The sequence below is a fragment of the Corynebacterium sp. HMSC072A04 genome (assembly GCF_001809235.1).
Classification (GTDB): Bacteria; Actinomycetota; Actinomycetes; order Mycobacteriales; family Mycobacteriaceae; genus Corynebacterium; species Corynebacterium hiratae.
In genome coordinates, this window is sequence record NZ_KV796811.1 from 46,571 (window position 1) to 64,642 (window position 18,072).

Sequence of the window (18,072 nt, forward strand, 5' to 3'; positions counted from 1 at the left end):
GAAGAGCGCTAGTGGTTTCCATTCGTGTGGTGCGAGGTTAAAGGTGTCGCCGCATGATTTGAGGTGAACGTACTCTCGTTTGTTGGTGGCGGTGAGGTCACAGAATTGGCCGCTGGGGTCTTCGATGGTGATGCCCGGGGCTAGTCGAGATTTACGGTCGGCGTATGCCATGGCCTTAGCCCAGGTTGGGAATGATTCAACGCGCTCCCATCCGCGTTCGGCTGCGTACCATAGGCTGTACGCTTTAGTGACTCTCCAGCGGTTCATTCTTCCTCCCATCTCCAGCTAAAGCCGGTGTTTTTGTCTTGGTGGTAGCCCTGGTGCCCCTTCTTGCGGAGGCATAGGTGGGTGTCGTGCTCTGGGTGCGCTCCGGTGGTGATGAACTCACAGCACCTGGTGGCTCGCGTGTTCGCTTCAAGGCGTTGGTTTTCCTCCTCGAACCGCTCCCGTGCGGTGGCCTTACGTAGCTTGGCCTGGAACACGTAGGCCGGGACTACCTGATTCATGCCTCTTCCCAACTTCCTACCCAGCGTTTCCGAACGCGACCCCCTTCGTCATTGAACTGCTCCATCCCCATCCACGCTTCGGCTGCTATCTCGTTTGTGGTGGCATCGTCGATGGGGCGCCAATCGTCAAGCCACGGGTTCCAGATTTCTGGTACATACTCCCATTCCCCTGCTGGTGGTGTGCCGTCTGGTGCCCAGGCGCGGGGCAGGTCGGGGCGCGGGGTGACTTCACTCGTGCTTGCCCATTCGCGCACGGGTCGCCCATCAATAAAGCGAATGACCTCCACATTTACGCCGCGAAATTGCACGCCGTCAGTGATTGAAATGAGCACTTGGCCCCAAAATATATGGTTGCCCCACATACCGACACATTCGGCACGCTCTGTGGGGGTCATGTCTGCGAGGGTGGTCATTGGTCTAGCTCCTTTTTGAGGCTGATGTTTGTCACGATGGCCCCCACGAGGCCGGATGCCAGCATGACGGTGGAAAGCGCGATGTGGCCTTGGGCTGCTTGGTGGATGCCGTTAGCGGTGGGCAGCATCATGAGGGCGGCGAGAAAGTAGGTCTTGAGGACGATGCGGATGACTTCTTTGGTCTCGCTCATGTTTCTTTCCTGTTGTTGGGGGTTGGGCGGTATACCCAGTACGGGGCGGGTGCGAAGGGGATGTCAGGCGGGTAGTGCAGGGCGCGTTCTACAGTGCGGAGCCACCGCCAGCCGTGCTGCCGTGTGCGGACGGGGTGCCAGGCGAACCAGCGGTGCCACGGGCCATACGTCATGCTTTCCCCTTCGAGTATTGGGCTGCGGCCAGTACGGTGAGGGCGAATAAGTGGGCTTCGTCTGGTGTGAGGTCGCCGGGTTCGACGCGCTGCACCATGACCAGCCCGCCAGGTGCCGTCCACACAACAGGGCCGTTTTCGTCGTCGAGCAGCCAGCCCTTGCCGTCGGGTACGAAAATGTCTGGGGCGTTCGCCTCCGGCAGGTCTGGTGCGAGGAGTCCCGCGTCGGCGAGGGCGTTGGCGAGGCGCTCTGCTTCGCCTGCCGCTGTGAGGATTTCCCCGCGCTCCCACGTTTTTCTAACCTCGTCGTAAATGACCTGCCCGGCACGGTCAAAATTAGTCATCTTGTGTGTCCTTTAGGTCGCAGGCGGCGAGGATTGCGTAGGCAGTCTCACGCCCCTTGGTGGTGTTGGAGAAGCGGAGCTCACCAGGGTCAGGGTCTAACTCTTCGGGTTCCCAGTCTTCATCGGTCTCATCGTGGATGACGTGGATGATGCCGTCCTCCAGGCCTACGTAGCCGTCGTCCATGTGCCATTCGTGTTCCCCGGTGTCGGGGTAGATGCATGGCTCTGGGAGGTCTTCAGCCAGTAGCCCGTAGTCGGCTAGGTGCTTGGTGATGCGTGCGGGGCTGTCCCCGTTTTTCATACCGTGGGCGATGATTCTTTCGGCCCGGTCGTGGTTATCCATCGTGGTCTCCTAGAACGTTTTCTTTCAGGTAGCTGGCGATGGTTGCGGGTGATGGGGATTCTCCAGCGGCGGCTTTGTTCTCCATTGCAGTGATTAGACCCTCAATACGCACGCGAAGGAGGATCACTTCCTGCGCGAGTGGTAGGGCGAGGGCGGCGAGTTCTGCGTTCGGGGTATGCATAATCCCGAGGTATTCGCCAGCAGCCCTCATTTCGCGTGTCGTATCCGGGCGCGGCGCTCCATCGTCGTACGTGGCTAGCGCCGTCCACGGCCCGGGCGCGGCCTGGTCTAGCAGGCGCTGGAGGTTGGTGGTACTCAAGTCAGTCATGTTTTACTCCCATTCGTATCCGAGTAGTGACGCAGCTCCGGTAAAAGCGCCTGCTGCCACGAGCGTGACAATGATTAGAGCTATAAACATCCCCTCGATAAAGCGGTGCCGGGTGATGAGCCCGTATATCAACGTTCCTAGCGTGGCGAGCCACCCCAATGCTGCTACGGCCGCAAGAATTATCGCGAGAATAGTCATTCCTGCACCTCTGTGAGTGTGTAGCGCTTGCCAGTCGGGATGAGGTTTTCGGGTTGGCCCCAGACAGTTTTACTATCGGCACGGTTAAGCGCAAGGAACTTAATCGTGCCGTCCATGTACGGCCCCAGCATGAGCACTGTCTCGTACACGGGATGGGTTGCCTCCGCGAGATAATGCAGGTCATCGTCCCATTCGACCTCGGCCATGGTGGGTTGTGGCTTGGGTGGCAGGGCTGCACGGATGGATGAGTGATACTTCCATACCTGTCGAGCCTGTGCCTCAGTGACTGCTAGGTCCTCAGCCAGTCCACAGAGTTCGATTAGGGCCTCGTGTGCGTCGATGATTTCTTGGCGGGTTGGGTTACTCATTGGTGGTGTCCTTTACTTGGTCTGCTAGGCGTCGTGTTTCCGTTTCGACTTCCTCCCATGTCCAGACATGGGGGATGCCCCCGAGGATGTTCAGAGAGTCGCCTGTTAGGCAGGCGTGCTCAGCGCCGGGGTGGTGTCCATCCCCAAGATGGTTGGTGTCGAAGCCGATGACGCGACCTTCGTGGTAGGTGATGCCGCCATGTACTTCGATGTCGGGGTGCAGTTCGAGCGTGTCGGGAAAATCAAGCCATGGGTGGCGCTCTGGCAGCTCAACGTATCCGTTGATGGTGAACGGCCCCAGCTGCGTCATGCAGTTGATTCCCCGGTGTGCGAAGTAGCGGGCGCTGTCGTTGGCGATGCAGTCGAACGGGTTGGTCATCTTTTGCTCTCCTTGATGTGGTTGAGTAGTCGTTGCCAGTCGGGGTCGTCGATTTCACTGAGGACGCTGCGGGGAGTGTTGTCGCGGTATTCGCATTCCTCGCGCACGTCGCGGGCGATGACATACCGCGTGTTGTCCGAGAGTTGGTGCCAGTGTTTGATTACCCAGTCCACGGTTTCCCGCACGACGTAGGTGGCACGGCCTCTGGCGTAGCGAACCGCACCAATGACTAGGAACTCGTCACGCGGGCCGAGCATGATGGGGGCATGCTGCCTGTTTCGCCAGTTGTTGGGGTTCTCCGATGGTGGGGTGAAGCGCTCGTCGTAGAGGATTTCATCGTCTTTGCGGATGTCACGGCGCAACTCCCAGTAGTCATCAGCGGTCACTGCAGGCCCCCTATGACTGTGACGAGCATGATGGCGGATATCGTCAGGATGCCGACCAGAATGGCCGCGACCAGGACGCAGGTCAGGAGGATGAAGTCAAAAGGCTCCTCCTCCAGCCACTGCGAGAATTTTTCACGCAAAGTCACTGCTGGTCCTCCTTGAGAGTGTTGGCGGCCTGCTCTGCCAGGCGTCGGGTTTCTGCTTCGACTTCTTCCCACGTCCAGATGTGGGCGATGCCGGCGAAACCGGAGAAGAAACTGATATTGGGAAACGTCTTGATTTGTCCTGAGAATTCCGCTTCGGGATGTGGGCAGTCCCCAGCGTGGTTGGTGTCGAAGCCGATGATGTGCCCCTCGTGGTAGGTCAATCCGCCATGCGCCTCTACGTCGTCGAAGAATTGCAGGTCTTCTTCCTTAAGCCATGGGTGGTTTTCGGGTAGTTCGATGTAGCCGTTGATGCTGAACGGTCCCATCTGGGTCATGCAGTTGATGCCCTGGTGGGTGAAGCGCCGGTCTGTGCCGTTGGCGATGCAGGCGAAAGAGTCGGTCATTGTGGAGTGTCTTTCTTTATTGAGTTGTCGTGTGGAAGCTTGAAGCCCCTGGCAGGCGCCAAGGGCGAGATTGGCTTTTAGAAGCCGAGGTTCGGGGACGCAGCAGCGCCGCCGCCGAGCGCGGAGAACACGTCTTCTGCGGTGGTGGGCTCAGCGCCCAGGCGCTCACCGTCCTTAACCTTCTGAATACCGCTCAGGGATGCGGCAACACCAACGTTGCCTGAGTTGGAGTACACGTAGAACTGCACAGCAGCGTTGACGTACATGCCGGAGTAGACCTCCGACTGGTCAATGATGGGGCGCACGTTGCCGTCAACGATGAACGGCTTGCGGGACTCTGGTGCCTTCGCGGAGATGAACCAGTGACCTTGGTAGGCGTCGCCGCGGGGCTCACCGTTGTTCTTCGGGCGGTCTCCATCACGCAGCGGCGGGTACTGGGTCATGGCGGGGTCAATCGCCTGCTTGATGGTGCCGCGGGTGACGGCGTCCTGGACGGCGGCATCAATCGCAGCGTTGATTGCTGCGATGGTCTTCTCATCGGTCTTGGGGATGAGGAGGACCGCTTGGTACTTGGGGTCTGCGCCTTCGGCTTGTGCGCGTGGGGTGAAGAGGTCGTTGAAGCTGAGGCGTGCGGAGAAGGTGGCGTCGCGGTTGGTGATGGCCATGGTGGTGGTTCCTCCTTGGAACATTGGGTGGGTGGTGGGTGGTGCCGGTTAATCGTCTATCGACCAGCGGCAAAAATGGGGTTAGGCGGCGTCCGGGTAGTCCGGCTCCGGTTCCTGGTCGTCTCCGAACTTCTCCCCTGACGGGTTGAAGATGGCTTGAATCTTGCGGTATGCGGCTTCTTGTTCAGTCATTAGTTGGTCCTCCTAGTGGTTGGAATACGGTCTCTGGTGTGGCTACTGCCAGTGCTGGGCGCTTATCTGATTCGGGCACCAGCGTGGGTTTGCCCTGTGGTTTGTGGACGAGGTCGCCGAGCGTGTCCTGAAACTGCTTCTTGCCCAGCAGCTTCGTCATCGCAGTGATACCCAGCAGTTTCTTCTCGTAGGGGTCGTGGCCGGCCTTCTCAACCGCGGCGGCAACCTTCTCTTCGTCGGTGTACTTGCGCACACTGCGGCCTTCCACGAGCTTCAACCCGGGGTAAGCATGCCCGCTGTTGGCCTTATCCAAGGCGAACTTCTCTACCGTGGACAGCCACTTTTTCAGCTCCCCAGACCAGGTAACAATCTGGGCTATCTGGTCGTCAGTGAGTGTTTCCGGCGCCGGTGCTGCCGGGGTTACCTCGTCCGCTTCCTTCGGTATTGGGGCGAAGCACTTAGCTGCCAGCGCTGTGCACTGTGGGGCGTGTCGGCAGAATCGGCACCACTCCCCCGCACGAAGCTCCCCCTCACCATTAATCGCGGCCTGGGCGCGGGGCTTGACCACCGTGTCAGCCCACTGCATCAGTTCCCCCACGCTGACCTCGTCAACGCTGACGTTGTTTAGGCGCGGTTGGAAAATCACCATCCGCACCTGGTCGATGTTGTAGATCATTCCGAATTGGGTGAGCGCGCCCAGGGCGTACAGACGCATCTGCGGATTACCCACCGCACTAACCTCCACGCCCTTGCCGTACTTGAGGTCAATGACGGTCATGGTGCCATCACCGACGATGAGGGCATCACCAGTGCCGAAACCATCCGGCACGATGTGGCTAAAATCGAGGCGTTGCTCAATAGCGAGGAACGCGGCGGGACTATTCTTTTGCGCGCGGTCGAGCTCAGCTACCACGTTGTCGACGTAATCGTCGGTGTAGTCGTCCATCTCCTCAGATATCCAGTCGGTGCTAGTCAACGTGCTGGGCAGGCCCTGGAGGTTGCGGAGCTTGTGCTCCGCGAGTTCGTGGGCGGCAGTACCCTCGGCAGCGGCATCAGAGCTACTGTCCGGGTATTGCTCTTCCAGCCTGGGGGCTGGTGTGCAGTGCAGCCAGCGGTGAGCACTAGAGGCAGACAACACAGCATGCTCACGCCCGGCATGCCCCGCAGGCTCGGGTTCATCTTCTTCGAGAGTCCCCAGTGTTTTCACCTTGCCGAACGGCATCCGCGTCGGGCCGTTACCGTCCTCGTTCGCCAGCGGGATGCTCTTCTTGTTGAGGTGGCCGGCAATACGACGGATGACCCCGTCACCACCTTCTAGGTGGGTGATGCCGACCTGGTTGATGACGTCCTCAATGTGGGCAAGCTCCTCATCACCAACGGCATCAGGTATGGCAAGGAGAGCTTGGTATTCACTCATCCATAGCCTCCTTGTGCTTGGTGGCCATGCTGATGAGCTCCTGCAGTTTGTCCTTCGGCACGTCGGTCAGTGTCTTAACCCCGAAGTGCGGGAAAAGCTCGCCGGTAATCCATCCGGGGCCTTCCGCGAGACTAATCTGGCGCAGGACGGTTTGAGCTTCGTGGAGCAGAGCATTGTCCTGGGCTTCGGGTTCTGTCGAAGTCTCCGAGGTCTCCGAAGTCTCCGGCTGCGCCGCGGGCTCTGCCGACTGCTGCTCTACCGGCCCCGGCGCGGCCTGCGGGCCCTCCACCTGAGGCCACGGGGACACGCTATCCGGCTCCTGCTTAATGCGGTCGTACGTGCGCTGCAGAGTATCAATACCGATGGCGAGCAGGTCGAGGGTTAAATCCTTATTCATCCAGGTCATTGTTGGTGTCCTTTCCGGTGATGAGGTTGGTGCCGTGGACGGTCAAGCGGCGTGACCCGTCCTCCAGCGTGGTGATGTATCCCTTCTCAATCAGGTCTTCGAGTTGGGCTTTGGTGATGTGTTTGGCTGCTGCCCAGCGGCGCAGGGTGTTGCGGTCGTTGTTGGTGGTCATGGTTGGGCTCCTTGGTCGAAGCGGTCGAGGGTGATGTCGGTGAGTGCGAGGGCAGTATCCTCGGTGAGCCCTGCAGCGAGGTAGGCCTGCATGGTGGTTGCGGCCTGGTCGATGAGCTCGTCGAGGCGACTACGGGGTGGGATGATGCGCGCCGGCATCAGGTTTGGGGTGTTCATGCGGTCCTTAGGTTGAGAATTGCGTGCGCAAGGCGAGCATGGCCTGGGCAGAAACGAAAACCCCGACCAAGGTCAGGGTCATCAGCGCCTTCCTTCCAACAACCGTGATAGAGGCATTTCGTTTCTCTGCGGTATGCGAGGAGGGCATCTAATGCTGCTGCGCGCGTCTTAAACGGCGTTCGTTTAGGGATGTTGGCCCACCAGCGTCCGTTGTCGAGAGTGGGTTTTATCAGGCGGTCTTCTCTCACAGCGAAGCGCGCTCCATATCGATAAGCTGCTCCATCTCAAAGCACTTGTCCCGCAGCTGCGGGAAAGTATCCCCGTGGTCGTGCATCCAGTCGAGGATTTCGCCCTCGAGTCGTGCGAGTGCGATTTTGCGGGCCTCACGGGATGGGTGCGAGCTGGAATATCCGATAAGCGGCACAGCTATCACATCCAGACTGGCGGCATGCTGAGGAAAGCGTGCAGGATGAAGCCAATCAGCATTCCGAGGATGCCGGTAGCCCAGGCCAATCTTGTGCGTTTTGCGGCGATGTCTTGCCAGTAAGCAACACGACGCGCATCCGGTGTGGTGCGTGGTGGGCGGTTGGTGGTGGTCATTTTTTCTTTGCTTCTTTCTCTGTGAGGATGGCGAGGTGGCGGGCGTAGTTGGCGGCGTCGAGGATGCGTTTGCGCATGCCCTCCGGCAGTCGGGTGACGAGTAGGAGGGCGCGGTAGCGGCCCTCAATCTCGTAAAACTCGCGGGCTGCCTGGTCGAGCGGGATTTCGAACTTGCGGTTAGGCGGCATTGTTGACCTCCATGTATCGGGTCAGGTGTGTGTAGTGGATGAGGTACGGGGTGCCTACCGCGCTTTGGTATGCGGGTAGGCGTCCGGCGGCGCAGTCCTGGCGGATGGTGCGGTGCGATAGGCCGGTAATGGCGGCAAATTGGGCGACGGTAAGGTTGGCGACCCTTTTGCCGAGGACAGCCTCAACCATCTCCATAAGCTGTTTCGTGTTCATCGCCATACCACCCAGAAGGTGCGGGGGCGTGGCTTGCGGTGGCGGCGATGACAAAAGTGTTTAAGAAAGCGGTTCAATTGGTCCCCTTAGTTCATGTAGTTGTGGTGGGTGTTTGTGAAGGGTTGCAGGCGTGCAGTGCCAAAAGGTGGGGCCGGAAAGGGTGCGACGGAAAGCCACCCCACCCCGGTTACAGCCTTGACGCTCCATCTCTCCTCCGACGGGAGCTAGCGCTTAACAACCCTGGTGCCCAGCCGGGGAGTCGAACCCCGGTAGTGCTTGCAAGAAATCAGTCACCCGCTTTGTAGGCAATAAGTGATGAATTCGTTTTCCGTTCTGGGCTTGGTATTTATGTCGGCGCCGTTCGCTCCCACCTCACCACTCCAGGATGAGGGTTCCTGCATTGCTGCTTGTCGGAGTCCTGGCACCCTCTCGGGCGGCCCAATGGGGCCTGATCTAAGAACCACGCTCGTCCGACCGGTATCTTCCGGCGCTCTTCACTATTCAGTTCTCATTCATCTCGGCCAGCCAACCTCCTGCCCTATCCCCTGGGACAGGAAGACCTCGGCGGCCTGGTGCCCGGGGGGAGGCTTGCACTCCCCTGCCTGCTAAGTCGGGCTGTTAGTCTTGCGGTTGACTTGAATCTCGTACCGCTTTTGCGCTGAGAGCGGCGCGTGCGGCTTCGGCGAATAGCTCATCGACGAGGTCCGAGCTGAGGTGCTCTTTGAAGGCTGCTTTTAGGTAGCCGAGCATGAAGGCTTCTAAATATGGGGTGCTCACTGCAGGCCTCCTTATGCGTGATGGACGCCGCGGTACCACCAACCCCGGTCCAAGGGCGGCGTCTTAGTGAGGCGTAGGTAGAGGTTGAGGTTGAGGAAGTGTTCGCGGTGTTCGCTGGGTCGGTGCATGGGTGTAGACTCCTGTGGCGAGAGATTGATTTTCTTCTTGGCTCGGCGTTGCAGCGCTGGGCCTTTTCTTATGCGGCGGCGGGCTCGGCCTGGTCGAACCAGGCGCCGATATAGCTTTTGTCGCCTTGTAGGGCGGATACTCGCAGTGCGAGTTCTGCGGTCACTTTTGCCCCGGCGCGTAGCTTTGGCATGTCTTCGGGGCGGACTCCGATGAGTAAGGCCAGCTGCTCCTCCGTTTGCACGTTGCGTGAGCGCATGATTGCGTCGAGTGCTCCGGGGCGGAAGGTGAACCGCGGCGGTGTGACAGCCATGTAGTTACCTCCATGTGGTTTTCAAGTTTTTGGTCGAGGCCCTTGTGAACCTGACAAGATTCATTATGGACCTAGTTGGGTTCAATGTCAACCCTTTCAGGTTCATTTTGATAATTTCCCAGCGCTTGACACGTTTTTACACATGGTTCATAATGAACCTATGGAACTTCAAGAATGGCTAAACACACTTCCTGGCTCCCCCACAGTCAGCCAGGCAGCCGACCACTCCGACATCTCGAAAGCGACGCTGCTGCGCCACGCGAAAGCCGGCAAGACGACTGCCGAGTTCGTCATCATCATTTCCCGCGCCTACGGGGTCAACGAGATTGAATCCCTTCTAGCCCTCGGGTTCATCACTTCCTCGGCTATCGACGAGTACGGCGTCGAGGCAGCACTAGAAGGCGCAACCAACCAGCAACTACTCAACGAAATCATGCGCCGCTCCGACCCCGAGGCCCGCTACCTCTTCGGCAACGACACCGACGATGACGTCATCGGTCTGGACCCCAGCATCGCCCCCGTCGCCTCCCTCGCCGACGCGCGTTCGAACAGTACTGACAGCGATGTCCATGCGCGTCCGTATGCTGCCGACAGCAGTGATACTGAGCCAGAGCCGGGAGATGATGACTACCATGATGGACCCTGATGCCCTTGCCGAAGCCCTCGGCGTCATTCTCGCTGAGCACACCGGGGGCGAGAAAGGCCGCTACTACGGCGGCAGGCACATCAGCCTGCGTCGCGGTCTTGGCCCGGTGAATCGCCGATGCGCGCTCGCCCATGAGCTTGGGCATCTCATCTCCGGGCATGACCCGACAGCTGCGGGCTGGATCCGCGCGAGGCAGGAGCGCCAGGCCGACGAGTTCGCCGCGCGGTTGCTCATCAGCCCTATCGAGTACGCACTGGCCGAGCAACTCCATGGGCCTAGCCTGTCTGCGATAGCGCACGAGCTCGGGGTCACCGTCCACCTCGCCACCACGTGGCAATCCCTCTACGAAAGGCAATCAGCATGAAAAAGCTCGCCATCTCTCTCATCGCGGCCCTTGCGGTGCCCCTGTCCGCGTGCGGTGCACCTGGCGACAGTGACGAGCCAATCACTACCACGGCGACGACTAGCGCCACCTCGTCGACCTCAACGACGACCAGCAGCACCACCACAGCGGCTACGTCATCAGAGCCCCCCGCTGAGCAAGACGACCCAGTCCCGGCAGGTGACTACCCAGCGCAAGCAGACATGCAGCAGCAGGGCGCCAATGCCGACCGCGTCAACCGCTTCCAGGACAACCAGGGCCGCTACTGGCTATGCGACAAAGCCACCCCTCAAGGCAACCCGGAGGTCCCCGAGTACAACACGCCGAACGGCTGCATGGGCCCGTTCAACACCGTGGAGGAGCTACAGGACGGGCTTTATGGCGCTATGGCTGACGCCCTGGCCGAAGAATTCGACATCGACACCGAAACGCTTGACCCGCCCGCGCCGGAAGCAGTCGACTCTGATGACATTGCCGACGGTATTGCCGAGGACCTCGGCTGCGAGGGAGCGACCATGAATGAGGACGGCAGTTACTCGTACTACGGGTGCGGAGAGTAGGAATGCCTTCGCGGAGCTGAGCTCAAATACGCGAAGGCATCCTAGGCCCAACCGGGGGGGGGGATGTGGGCCCAGCAACAGCATAAAGCAAGACCGGCCCTGGCGCTCAACATGTGGAAGTCGCGAGCACCAGGACCGGAACATCCAACCACGAAAATTAGGAAGGACAAGACCATCATATGGCATCCATCAAGGCATACGAGACAGCGCGCGGCACACGCTACCGCGTCGACTACGTCAAACCAGACGGCAAAAACACCACAAAACGCGGCTTCAAACGTAAACCCCAAGCAGAAGAATGGGCCAACCGCAACGCGGTGTCTATCGCCGATGGTGACTGGGTCGATCCCACCAAGGGCGCAGCAAAACTCCATGAGGTTGCCGAGGACTGGCTCGTACTCAACGAGCTACTCAAGCCCTCAAGCTCGGACATGAACCTGACCATATGGCGCGGCACCGTAAAGCCCTACTGGGGTGACCGCAAGGTCAAGGACATCACGCACCGCGAGGTACAGCGGTGGGTATCCGGCATGGGCTACTCCCCGTCCTGGGTACGCAATTGCCACAGTGTGCTGTGCCAGATTCTGGATGTTGCGGTGAAGGACCAGCGGGTGAAGAAGAACGTTGCGCGCGGTGTGCGCCTGCCCCGGAAGGTGAAGACGGTGCACGTGTATCTGACGATGCAGGAGCTGAAAGACCTCGCGGATGAGTGTGTGCGTCACGGTGAGATTGTGATGCTGCTAGGCACGACAGGCCTGCGCTGGGGTGAGCTCGCAGCACTGCGCCCGAGGGACTTGGATCCGCTGAATAACCGTATCCATGTGCGCCGGAATGCGGTGTATTTGGATAACGAGAAGAGGTGGCATTTCAACACGACGCTGAAGAACCATAAACGGCGGAGTGTGGCGGTGCCGAAGGCGGTTATGGACCAGGTGCTCGCGGTCGCCTCTGGTCGTAGGCGGGATGAGTTGATTTGGCAGACGCGGGATGGCACGCCGATGCATTCCCCGGGTCATCGGACGTGGTTTGATGGTGCGGTGAAGCGGATGCAGGCGAGTGCGAAGCAGGCTATTGATGAGGCTAAGGCTGCTGGCCTGCCGGAGCCGCGCGCGTTTGAGCGCATCACGCCGCATGGGCTAAGGCATGTGGCGGCGGGATTGCTGGTTAATGCGGGGGCGAACGTGAAGGTCGTGCAGACTCAGTTGGGTCATGCGGATGCGGCGGAGACGCTGAATACGTACGCGGATTTGTTCCCGGATATGCTGGATGAGGTGGCAGAGACGATGGATGGGATGATTGCGGAGGTGGTGGATATTTCTCAGGCTCCGTCAGTTCTCCGTCAGGAGGGTGGTGGAAAGGCGGTTTAGCCTGGTGAAAGGTGAGTTCTATTCTAGGTTCGAGTCCTGGTGGGGAAGCTGATTAGCATAGCCCGTCTACCTGCGTTTTCAGGTGGCGGGTTATTGCGCTGGCGATACTTCGGAACCTGTGGAAACCGCTCCGGGCACTTACAGACCAACAGGTAATCGCAGATGTAGCGCGCCGCATCAATAATATACTCGCCCACTGAGCAGAAACCTTTGACCACGTGGTCGAACGTGAAGATATCCCGTATCTTGACCCCCATGTCCGGTGCCTCTGTTTCACTGCAGGATGAGGATGACAGTGCTGTCCGCGAGCTTGACCACGAGCCGGACAAATTCGCTGCGGACTCGTCACTGAATAAGCAGGAAGAACGAGAAAATCGAGGAGAGGATACCAGTGACTACCCCCGACCAAGTCGCTATGTACACCACCCAAGATGGTAAAGCACACGTAAGACTCCAACTAAAAGACAACGACGCCTGGCTCACCCAGAAGCAGATGGCCGATCTCTTCGACGTCACCACAGCTTCCGTCTCGCATCATATTCAGTCAATCACACGCTCAGGCGAATTAGGTGCAGAAGCTACTTTCAAACAACTTTTGAAAGTACCAGGTCAAACCAGGTCCGTTAATCACTACAACCTAAACATGATTCTCGCCGTTGGCTACCGCGTACGAAGTCCACGCGGCTCGCAATTTAGAAAATGGGCCACAGAAGTTCTACGCGAATACCTCACCAAAGGCTTTGCCATCGACGCTCAAAAACTCAAAAACGATGGTGCTGACACCCACTTCGACGAATTACTTGAAACCATTCGAGAGATTCGGGTCTCCGAACGCCAATTTTTCCGCAAAATCTGTGACGTCATAGCCGCAACCAGCGCTGACTACCAGGAAAAGAAATCGTTTAAAGAAGTCCAACAATTCTTCGCAGGGATTCAAAACAGACTCCACTTCGCCACCCACGGCCGAACCGCAGCAGAGCTAATCTGGGAACGCGCAGACCACACTAAGCCATACGCCGGGCTCACGACGTGGGGCGGAGAATCGCCCCACAAAAGCGACATGGGCATTGCGAAAAACTTCCTTAACGAAGACGAAGCTAGGCGTATGCGCAGGCTCACCACAATGTATTTGGACTATGCAGAAGACCAAGCCGAGATGGGAAAAACCATGCTCTTGAAGGATTGGGTGGAAAAAACGGAAGCCTGGCTCATCTTCAACGAACGCGAAGTCCTCAAAAGATATGGGAAGAGGAAACACGAGCAGGCAGTAAACAAAGCCGAGGAAGAATGGGATGCTTACCAACGCCAACTCGATTCTAAGGTCAACGAAATAGACATGAAAGCTCTAGAAGCCGAAATCAAGACCTTGAAACGGGGTGAGGATTAAATTGATTAATCGGGCACTCCTAAGACATGTGATCGTCACGCGGTGGCAGTCGCCCGAGAGGTGATCGAGAAGCAGGTTAAGCGGCGTAAAGATCTTGGTCCGAAAGCACTATTGCGGACCGAGCAGCGAGGCGGGCAGCTGCGTGCCCCGAGCACCGTACATGGTTCGACGGTGCGATGACGCATATGGAGAAAAACGAAGGAACATATTGAGAAAGCGCTGGACGAAAGCCTCCGGGGCCGCGTGGAACTGACCGTATTGAGCAAGTTACAGGTTCAAATCCCGTGAGAACCTATTTACGTTTTCTCCGCCCCCGTCTAAAGCCCCTGATTTCGGCCCTCCGCGCAATCGATGCCACCTGCGCCGCAGTGTAATTCAGGGGCGCTACACCTGCTCGCGGAAGCACCCACCCGCGCCAATACGCCGTAACTGCCAGGCCAAAGCCCACGAAGGGCGAGACGATCATACCGAGGGCAAACTTATCGAAGTGTGCGAAGGAAGCCATCACGATTCCGGTAAGTACCGCCGGCACGGCATACAGCGGGCTGCCGCCAAAGACCGAGGGAATCTGCCCGGAAGCAACATCGCGCACCATTCCGCCACCCACTGCGGTCAGAACACCTAAGAAGACGCAGGCAATAAATGGCATATCGTAGGCCAGCGCCTTCACGCAGCCAGTCGTGCACCACACACCCAAGATGACAGCATCCGCGTGCTCAAGGAAGATCTCCCAGACCTTGCCTTTTAGATCCATCAAGAAAGCAATAAGCGCACCCACGCATGCCAGAGTGAGATACCACGGATCAGAGATAGCGGCTGCTGGGCCATGAGAGATCAGCATGTCACGGATCATGCCGCCAGCCAGCGCCGAAAAGAGCGCCAGAAAGACGAAACCAATAATGTCGAATTCCCTACGGCGTGCAATGGTGCCACCAATAATGCCGTTGAGCACCACACCGATGAGGTCAAAGACCTGGTACAGGGAATGGATGAGCGGGTCGACGTCCTGAATCACAGATACTGACCCTAGCGCACTACTCACATAACGATAGTGAATTTGTTGCAGTTCATTATTGCTACCCCCGTGCCGCCTCAAAGTGCCTTACTCAGGCGCCCTTGACGGCCACCGTTTCCAAAAGTGCAGACCTGGAAGTGCATTCACGCAGGTGGGCGTCGTGAAGCGCCAACGCACTGCTTGTCGACGACCAGCAGATCTGCACTTCCAGGTCTGCACTTTTGCAAACATCGAAACCGTCTACACCGCTAGCAGGCCGTGCCTACGAGAGAATCGTGAACGGTTAGGCCTTCGCCTCCGGAGTCGCATAGGGGCTGCGGGAGGAGTCCACCACCTGGCCGGCGTGTGCGGAGTGGGCGGTGGCGGTTTGGTCGAAGACTAAGGCGGCGGGTTTGACGCGCACGTCGGGCTTCTCGCCTTTGTTGACCATGACGTACTGCCCCATCATTCCCTCGTCCTCATGCAGCAGCATGTGGCAGTGGTACATGTACGGGATGGTCTTATCCGGGAAGTGACCGAACTCCACCAGCAGGCGTGCGGTCACCTTCGGCGGAAGGTTGACAATGTCTTTCCAGCCGGAGTTGAACACATCCATCTTCTCGTCGCCGTCCCACTCCAGAACCTTGAAGCGGGCGTTGTGGATATGGAAGTTGTGCGGCCAGTCAGAGTTCTCATTGGTCACGGTCCAGATTTGCGGGGCGTCGTGATCGATGACGGTATCCACACGTGCCATGTCCATCTGCTCACCGTTGATCATGAAGGTGTTGAGCACGAACTCACGCTCTTCAAGGCCCTGCGTGGACGGGGTCTCCGCCGCGGCGGGGTCAAGGGTTGCCGGCAGGGCGGGTGGTTCCGAGGCGTTCTCCGCCGGCCCGGAAATGGTGAGCAGGTCGAAGGAATCTTGGAAGCCGAAGTCGGCCGCGTCCTTGTCCTTGGGCACCCCAAAATTATCCTTGCGCGGCACCGAGCGCAGCTGGACTTCCTTGCCGGGCTCCAAGTCCACGATGATTTCGGCGCGCTCGCCGGGGCCGAGGAAGAGGGAGTCGACTTCCACGGGGGCGTCGAGAAGCCCCGTGTCCGTGGCGATGACGTGGAAGGGACCGTTGCTGAGCTCCAGTGTGTAGAAGCGCATCGAAGCACCGTTGAGCAGGCGCAAGCGAACCCGGCGCGTGGTGGCGTCGAAGCGCGCATTGGTGATGCCGTTGACCAGAGGCGTGGTGCCCAGAAGGCCCAGAGTGTTATCGCTCTTTTCATCAATCTGGCCATCGTCGGTGAACTTGGCATCCATGATGACTACCGGGATGTCGTCCACACCGTAGTCCTGCGGCAGGTCCAGGTCATCGGCCACATCGTCACCGATGAGGAACATGCCCGCCAGCCCGCGGTAGGCATGCGTGGCCGTGGCCATGTGCGGGTGCGGGTGGTACCACAGCGTGGCCGCGGGCTGGATGATCTCCCACTCGGGCTTCCAGGTCTTGCCCACCTCAATCGGTGAGTGCGGGCCGCCATCCGAATAGGCCGGAAGCTTCATGCCGTGCCAGTGCACCGTGGTCATCTCAATGAGGTCGTTGGTGATTTCCGCGCGGACTTTCTCGCCCCGCCGAGCCCGCAGAGTGGGGCCCAAGAAGGCGCCGTTGAAGCCCCACGTCCGCGTGCGGTCGTTGCCGGGGAGGATCTCCGAGTAGCCGTCCTGGGCGGTGAGTTTGAATACGCGCGTGCCGTCGACGACCTCCCCTTCCTCCACGGGCGGGATGGGCAGGGCACGCGGCTCGCCGTCGTAGCCCAGCGGCTCCGGTTGATTCTTCGACCCCGAAGTGGAGCAGGCGCTCAACCCCATCACGGCGGCACCGGCAACAGTCAGCACGGAACCCTGGACAAAAATACGGCGGGATACTGTAGGGCGAGCGGAGATAGACATGCCTCCCAGGATAGAGATCAGGTGAACCTTAGACCCCGGATTGGAGCGAGCCGGGCTTAAGATCACAGTCATGGCTTCGCGTTCAGCATCTCCCCACGGCTCCTCACCGTCCGAAGAGTCCGCCAATGCCCGCCGCTTCGTCTGGTCGAATGGCCTGCAGGGAGTGGGCGATCAATTGCTCTCCGGAAAGACGGTCCTACCCTGGCTGTTTAGCGTGGCCGGGGTGCCGGGCTTCTTCACGGGCCTACTGGTCCCCTTGCGCGAGTCCGGCTCCATGCTCCCGCAGGCGGCGCTGACCCCGTGGGTGGTGTCCCATCCAGCACGCAAACGCCTGTGGGTGCTGGGCTCGGTGGGCCAGGGTCTGTGCGCGGCGATCATCGCGGCGGCTGCGGTGCTTGTCGACGGCCCCCTCCTCGGCCTCATCGTCTGCCTCGCCCTGGCAGCTCTCGCCGTGCTGCGCGCGCTGTGTTCGCTGACCGGCAAAGACGTGCAGGGCCGCACCATTTCCAAGGGCCACCGCGGAGTAGTGACCGGCCGGGCCACGCAGCTCGGCGGCGCGGTCACCTTGATTACCGGTGGCATCCTCGCCGTGCTGGGTGAGCTCCCGCGCTGGGGCTTGGCGGCATTGCTGGCCATCGGTGCGGCCACGTGGTTCTTGGCGGCAGCAGTATTCCGCACCATCGAGGAGCCGGTGCCGGATGATGCCGGCCAGAAGTGCCTGAACCGCAGCTGGTGGACGGATACCTGGAAGCTATACACCCAGGATTCCCGCTTCCGCAGCTTCGTCAACGTTCGTGCCCTGCTTTTGGTGTCTGCCCTGTCCACCTCCTTTATCGTGGTGCTTTCGCAGAGCATCGGTTCGCAGGCTTTGAGTGGGCTCGGCGGCTTCGTCTTGGCCTCAGGCCTGGCCAGCCTCGTGGGTGGCCGTGTATCCGGTGTGCTCTCAGATAAGTCCTCCCGCTTGGTCATGTCCTGGGGTGCGGGTGCCGCAGCGATCATCCTGCTGGGCATCGTCGCGTGTGCCGCGTGGGCGCCGGCAGCGGTAAGCATGTGGGCATTGCCTCTCGGTTTCTTCCTGGTCAACCTGGCGCACACTGCCATTCGCGTGGCGCGCAAGACCTATGTGGTGGACATGGCTGGCGAAGACAAGCGCACCCGCTACGTCGGGGCTGCAAACACCATGATGGGTGTCATTCTCCTCGTGATTGGCGGCATCTCCGCCGTGATCGCGCTGGCTGGTCCCTCGGCAGCCATTCTGTTCTTGGCCTGCATCGGTCTGCTCGGCGCCTGGCGTGCCCGGGCACTTCCGGAGGTCTCACGCGAAAAATAGAACGCAGGCGTTATGATGAAAAAAGTAAGTCCTGACATCCCC

31 protein-coding genes are annotated in these 18,072 nt (G+C 59.5%); 6 read left to right on the top strand and 25 right to left on the bottom strand.

Going from position 1 to position 18,072, the window contains the following annotated elements; genetic code table 11:
- Positions 1-263: 263 nt before the first annotated feature.
- The 23 genes from HMPREF2565_RS11885 to HMPREF2565_RS11980 form a co-directional block, all read right to left on the bottom strand.
- Positions 264-506, bottom strand: a complete 243-nt coding sequence (locus HMPREF2565_RS11885; protein WP_071407440.1) for a hypothetical protein — start codon at positions 504-506, stop codon at positions 264-266.
- Entirely contained in the window at positions 503-919 is a 417-nt protein-coding gene (locus tag HMPREF2565_RS11890) for a hypothetical protein (protein ID WP_071407441.1), read from the bottom strand. Before HMPREF2565_RS11890 ends, HMPREF2565_RS11885 begins: the two co-directional genes overlap by 4 nt.
- Positions 916-1,110: a hypothetical protein gene (locus HMPREF2565_RS11895; protein ID WP_071407442.1), complete on the bottom strand. Its 195-nt coding sequence runs from the start codon at positions 1,108-1,110 to the stop codon at positions 916-918. Before HMPREF2565_RS11895 ends, HMPREF2565_RS11890 begins: the two co-directional genes overlap by 4 nt.
- Before the next feature lie 169 nt (positions 1,111-1,279).
- Positions 1,280-1,627 (bottom strand): hypothetical protein, encoded by a 348-nt coding sequence (locus HMPREF2565_RS11900; protein ID WP_071407443.1) that lies wholly within the window; start codon positions 1,625-1,627, stop codon positions 1,280-1,282.
- On the bottom strand, positions 1,620-1,970 hold the full coding sequence (locus HMPREF2565_RS11905; RefSeq protein ID WP_071407444.1) for a hypothetical protein: 351 nt from the start codon (positions 1,968-1,970) through the stop codon (positions 1,620-1,622). The genes HMPREF2565_RS11900 and HMPREF2565_RS11905 overlap by 8 nt, the downstream gene beginning before the upstream one ends.
- Positions 1,963-2,298, bottom strand: coding sequence for a hypothetical protein (locus HMPREF2565_RS11910; RefSeq protein WP_071407445.1), 336 nt, complete (start codon positions 2,296-2,298; stop codon positions 1,963-1,965). The genes HMPREF2565_RS11905 and HMPREF2565_RS11910 overlap by 8 nt, the downstream gene beginning before the upstream one ends.
- Before the next feature lie 3 nt (positions 2,299-2,301).
- Positions 2,302-2,496 (bottom strand): hypothetical protein, encoded by a 195-nt coding sequence (locus HMPREF2565_RS11915; RefSeq protein ID WP_071407446.1) that lies wholly within the window; start codon positions 2,494-2,496, stop codon positions 2,302-2,304.
- A complete protein-coding gene (locus HMPREF2565_RS14330; protein ID WP_071407447.1) occupies positions 2,493-2,864 on the bottom strand; it encodes a hypothetical protein in 372 nt (123 codons plus the stop codon). Before HMPREF2565_RS14330 ends, HMPREF2565_RS11915 begins: the two co-directional genes overlap by 4 nt.
- Positions 2,857-3,243, bottom strand: a complete 387-nt coding sequence (locus tag HMPREF2565_RS14335; RefSeq protein WP_071407448.1) for a hypothetical protein — start codon at positions 3,241-3,243, stop codon at positions 2,857-2,859. Before HMPREF2565_RS14335 ends, HMPREF2565_RS14330 begins: the two co-directional genes overlap by 8 nt.
- A complete protein-coding gene (locus tag HMPREF2565_RS11930) occupies positions 3,240-3,629 on the bottom strand; it encodes a hypothetical protein (RefSeq protein WP_071407449.1) in 390 nt (129 codons plus the stop codon). The genes HMPREF2565_RS14335 and HMPREF2565_RS11930 overlap by 4 nt, the downstream gene beginning before the upstream one ends.
- The gene (locus tag HMPREF2565_RS13990) at positions 3,626-3,775 is read right to left on the bottom strand and encodes a hypothetical protein (RefSeq protein ID WP_168162668.1); all 150 of its coding nucleotides are present in this window, start codon (positions 3,773-3,775) and stop codon (positions 3,626-3,628) included. Before HMPREF2565_RS13990 ends, HMPREF2565_RS11930 begins: the two co-directional genes overlap by 4 nt.
- Positions 3,772-4,179, bottom strand: coding sequence for a hypothetical protein (locus HMPREF2565_RS11935; RefSeq protein WP_071407450.1), 408 nt, complete (start codon positions 4,177-4,179; stop codon positions 3,772-3,774). The genes HMPREF2565_RS13990 and HMPREF2565_RS11935 overlap by 4 nt, the downstream gene beginning before the upstream one ends.
- A 77-nt stretch (positions 4,180-4,256) precedes the next feature.
- A complete protein-coding gene (locus HMPREF2565_RS11940) occupies positions 4,257-4,844 on the bottom strand; it encodes a DUF2815 family protein (RefSeq protein ID WP_071407451.1) in 588 nt (195 codons plus the stop codon).
- 184 nt (positions 4,845-5,028) lie between these two features.
- Entirely contained in the window at positions 5,029-6,453 is a 1,425-nt protein-coding gene (locus HMPREF2565_RS11945) for a DUF2800 domain-containing protein (protein ID WP_246819156.1), read from the bottom strand.
- On the bottom strand, positions 6,446-6,859 hold the full coding sequence (locus HMPREF2565_RS11950; protein WP_071407452.1) for a hypothetical protein: 414 nt from the start codon (positions 6,857-6,859) through the stop codon (positions 6,446-6,448). Before HMPREF2565_RS11950 ends, HMPREF2565_RS11945 begins: the two co-directional genes overlap by 8 nt.
- Positions 6,843-7,031, bottom strand: a complete 189-nt coding sequence (locus HMPREF2565_RS11955) for a hypothetical protein (protein ID WP_070516762.1) — start codon at positions 7,029-7,031, stop codon at positions 6,843-6,845. The genes HMPREF2565_RS11950 and HMPREF2565_RS11955 overlap by 17 nt, the downstream gene beginning before the upstream one ends.
- Complete coding sequence (locus HMPREF2565_RS11960) at positions 7,028-7,207, bottom strand: hypothetical protein (RefSeq protein ID WP_070516763.1); 180 nt, start codon at positions 7,205-7,207, stop codon at positions 7,028-7,030. Before HMPREF2565_RS11960 ends, HMPREF2565_RS11955 begins: the two co-directional genes overlap by 4 nt.
- 244 nt (positions 7,208-7,451) lie before the next feature.
- Complete coding sequence (locus HMPREF2565_RS11965) at positions 7,452-7,631, bottom strand: hypothetical protein (RefSeq protein ID WP_070516765.1); 180 nt, start codon at positions 7,629-7,631, stop codon at positions 7,452-7,454.
- 5 nt (positions 7,632-7,636) lie between these two features.
- On the bottom strand, positions 7,637-7,807 hold the full coding sequence (locus tag HMPREF2565_RS13995; RefSeq protein ID WP_158013208.1) for a hypothetical protein: 171 nt from the start codon (positions 7,805-7,807) through the stop codon (positions 7,637-7,639).
- Positions 7,804-7,995 carry a hypothetical protein gene (locus tag HMPREF2565_RS11970; RefSeq protein ID WP_071407453.1) on the bottom strand — a complete coding sequence of 64 codons (192 nt, stop codon included), beginning with the start codon at positions 7,993-7,995 and terminating at the stop codon, positions 7,804-7,806. The genes HMPREF2565_RS13995 and HMPREF2565_RS11970 overlap by 4 nt, the downstream gene beginning before the upstream one ends.
- On the bottom strand, positions 7,985-8,209 hold the full coding sequence (locus HMPREF2565_RS11975; protein ID WP_070516769.1) for a helix-turn-helix domain-containing protein: 225 nt from the start codon (positions 8,207-8,209) through the stop codon (positions 7,985-7,987). Before HMPREF2565_RS11975 ends, HMPREF2565_RS11970 begins: the two co-directional genes overlap by 11 nt.
- A 618-nt stretch (positions 8,210-8,827) precedes the next feature.
- The gene (locus tag HMPREF2565_RS14000; RefSeq protein ID WP_168162669.1) at positions 8,828-8,986 is read right to left on the bottom strand and encodes a hypothetical protein; all 159 of its coding nucleotides are present in this window, start codon (positions 8,984-8,986) and stop codon (positions 8,828-8,830) included.
- Positions 8,987-9,182: 196 nt separating this feature from the next.
- The gene (locus HMPREF2565_RS11980; protein ID WP_070516771.1) at positions 9,183-9,425 is read right to left on the bottom strand and encodes a hypothetical protein; all 243 of its coding nucleotides are present in this window, start codon (positions 9,423-9,425) and stop codon (positions 9,183-9,185) included.
- 160 nt (positions 9,426-9,585) lie between these two features.
- On the opposite strand from HMPREF2565_RS11980, the gene HMPREF2565_RS13805 reads away from it, so the two are divergent.
- The 5 genes from HMPREF2565_RS13805 (at position 9,586) to rhuM (ending at position 13,767) form a co-directional block, all read left to right on the top strand.
- Positions 9,586-10,071 (top strand): hypothetical protein, encoded by a 486-nt coding sequence (locus HMPREF2565_RS13805; RefSeq protein ID WP_071407455.1) that lies wholly within the window; start codon positions 9,586-9,588, stop codon positions 10,069-10,071.
- Positions 10,058-10,435: an ImmA/IrrE family metallo-endopeptidase gene (locus tag HMPREF2565_RS11990; RefSeq protein WP_141745918.1), complete on the top strand. Its 378-nt coding sequence runs from the start codon at positions 10,058-10,060 to the stop codon at positions 10,433-10,435. Before HMPREF2565_RS13805 ends, HMPREF2565_RS11990 begins: the two co-directional genes overlap by 14 nt.
- Positions 10,432-11,013, top strand: coding sequence for a hypothetical protein (locus HMPREF2565_RS11995; RefSeq protein ID WP_071407457.1), 582 nt, complete (start codon positions 10,432-10,434; stop codon positions 11,011-11,013). The genes HMPREF2565_RS11990 and HMPREF2565_RS11995 overlap by 4 nt, the downstream gene beginning before the upstream one ends.
- A 179-nt stretch (positions 11,014-11,192) precedes the next feature.
- Positions 11,193-12,380: a site-specific integrase gene (locus HMPREF2565_RS12000; protein ID WP_071407458.1), complete on the top strand. Its 1,188-nt coding sequence runs from the start codon at positions 11,193-11,195 to the stop codon at positions 12,378-12,380.
- Positions 12,381-12,771: 391 nt separating this feature from the next.
- The gene (rhuM, locus tag HMPREF2565_RS12005; RefSeq protein ID WP_084738744.1) at positions 12,772-13,767 is read left to right on the top strand and encodes a RhuM family protein; all 996 of its coding nucleotides are present in this window, start codon (positions 12,772-12,774) and stop codon (positions 13,765-13,767) included.
- Positions 13,768-14,059: 292 nt separating this feature from the next.
- On the opposite strand, the gene HMPREF2565_RS12010 is transcribed toward rhuM, so the two are convergent.
- On the bottom strand, positions 14,060-14,779 hold the full coding sequence (locus HMPREF2565_RS12010; RefSeq protein ID WP_246818597.1) for a trimeric intracellular cation channel family protein: 720 nt from the start codon (positions 14,777-14,779) through the stop codon (positions 14,060-14,062).
- 286 nt (positions 14,780-15,065) lie between these two features.
- The gene (locus HMPREF2565_RS12015; RefSeq protein ID WP_071407460.1) at positions 15,066-16,700 is read right to left on the bottom strand and encodes a multicopper oxidase family protein; all 1,635 of its coding nucleotides are present in this window, start codon (positions 16,698-16,700) and stop codon (positions 15,066-15,068) included.
- A 70-nt stretch (positions 16,701-16,770) separates the two neighbouring features.
- Here HMPREF2565_RS12015 and HMPREF2565_RS12020 point away from each other — a divergent pair, with 70 nt between their 5' ends.
- Complete coding sequence (locus tag HMPREF2565_RS12020) at positions 16,771-18,030, top strand: MFS transporter (RefSeq protein ID WP_070515884.1); 1,260 nt, start codon at positions 16,771-16,773, stop codon at positions 18,028-18,030.
- Positions 18,031-18,072 lie beyond the last annotated feature (42 nt).

Excerpts from the sequence above, each read along its gene's own strand:
- HMPREF2565_RS11945 (WP_246819156.1), bottom strand. The coding sequence starts at position 6,453 with ATGAGTGAATACCAAGCTCTCCTTGCCATACCTGATGCCGTTGGTGAT.
- HMPREF2565_RS11955 (WP_070516762.1), bottom strand. The coding sequence starts at position 7,031 with ATGACCACCAACAACGACCGCAACACCCTGCGCCGCTGGGCAGCAGCC.
- HMPREF2565_RS14335 (WP_071407448.1), bottom strand. The coding sequence starts at position 3,243 with ATGACCAACCCGTTCGACTGCATCGCCAACGACAGCGCCCGCTACTTC.
- HMPREF2565_RS11990 (WP_141745918.1), top strand. The coding sequence starts at position 10,058 with ATGATGGACCCTGATGCCCTTGCCGAAGCCCTCGGCGTCATTCTCGCT.
- HMPREF2565_RS12000 (WP_071407458.1), top strand. The coding sequence starts at position 11,193 with ATGGCATCCATCAAGGCATACGAGACAGCGCGCGGCACACGCTACCGC.
- HMPREF2565_RS14330 (WP_071407447.1), bottom strand. The coding sequence starts at position 2,864 with ATGAGTAACCCAACCCGCCAAGAAATCATCGACGCACACGAGGCCCTA.
- HMPREF2565_RS11950 (WP_071407452.1), bottom strand. The coding sequence starts at position 6,859 with ATGACCTGGATGAATAAGGATTTAACCCTCGACCTGCTCGCCATCGGT.
- HMPREF2565_RS11885 (WP_071407440.1), bottom strand. The coding sequence starts at position 506 with ATGAATCAGGTAGTCCCGGCCTACGTGTTCCAGGCCAAGCTACGTAAG.
- HMPREF2565_RS11960 (WP_070516763.1), bottom strand. The coding sequence starts at position 7,207 with ATGAACACCCCAAACCTGATGCCGGCGCGCATCATCCCACCCCGTAGT.
- HMPREF2565_RS11995 (WP_071407457.1), top strand. The coding sequence starts at position 10,432 with ATGAAAAAGCTCGCCATCTCTCTCATCGCGGCCCTTGCGGTGCCCCTG.
- HMPREF2565_RS13805 (WP_071407455.1), top strand. The coding sequence starts at position 9,586 with ATGGAACTTCAAGAATGGCTAAACACACTTCCTGGCTCCCCCACAGTC.
- HMPREF2565_RS11900 (WP_071407443.1), bottom strand. The coding sequence starts at position 1,627 with ATGACTAATTTTGACCGTGCCGGGCAGGTCATTTACGACGAGGTTAGA.
- HMPREF2565_RS11895 (WP_071407442.1), bottom strand. The coding sequence starts at position 1,110 with ATGAGCGAGACCAAAGAAGTCATCCGCATCGTCCTCAAGACCTACTTT.
- HMPREF2565_RS11975 (WP_070516769.1), bottom strand. The coding sequence starts at position 8,209 with ATGAACACGAAACAGCTTATGGAGATGGTTGAGGCTGTCCTCGGCAAA.
- HMPREF2565_RS11935 (WP_071407450.1), bottom strand. The coding sequence starts at position 4,179 with ATGACCGACTCTTTCGCCTGCATCGCCAACGGCACAGACCGGCGCTTC.
- HMPREF2565_RS11910 (WP_071407445.1), bottom strand. The coding sequence starts at position 2,298 with ATGACTGACTTGAGTACCACCAACCTCCAGCGCCTGCTAGACCAGGCC.
- HMPREF2565_RS13995 (WP_158013208.1), bottom strand. The coding sequence starts at position 7,807 with ATGACCACCACCAACCGCCCACCACGCACCACACCGGATGCGCGTCGT.
- HMPREF2565_RS11905 (WP_071407444.1), bottom strand. The coding sequence starts at position 1,970 with ATGGATAACCACGACCGGGCCGAAAGAATCATCGCCCACGGTATGAAA.
- HMPREF2565_RS11915 (WP_071407446.1), bottom strand. The coding sequence starts at position 2,496 with ATGACTATTCTCGCGATAATTCTTGCGGCCGTAGCAGCATTGGGGTGG.
- HMPREF2565_RS11890 (WP_071407441.1), bottom strand. The coding sequence starts at position 919 with ATGACCACCCTCGCAGACATGACCCCCACAGAGCGTGCCGAATGTGTC.
- HMPREF2565_RS11980 (WP_070516771.1), bottom strand. The coding sequence starts at position 9,425 with ATGGCTGTCACACCGCCGCGGTTCACCTTCCGCCCCGGAGCACTCGAC.
- HMPREF2565_RS11940 (WP_071407451.1), bottom strand. The coding sequence starts at position 4,844 with ATGGCCATCACCAACCGCGACGCCACCTTCTCCGCACGCCTCAGCTTC.
- HMPREF2565_RS12015 (WP_071407460.1), bottom strand. The coding sequence starts at position 16,700 with ATGTCTATCTCCGCTCGCCCTACAGTATCCCGCCGTATTTTTGTCCAG.
- HMPREF2565_RS11970 (WP_071407453.1), bottom strand. The coding sequence starts at position 7,995 with ATGCCGCCTAACCGCAAGTTCGAAATCCCGCTCGACCAGGCAGCCCGC.
- HMPREF2565_RS12020 (WP_070515884.1), top strand. The coding sequence starts at position 16,771 with ATGGCTTCGCGTTCAGCATCTCCCCACGGCTCCTCACCGTCCGAAGAG.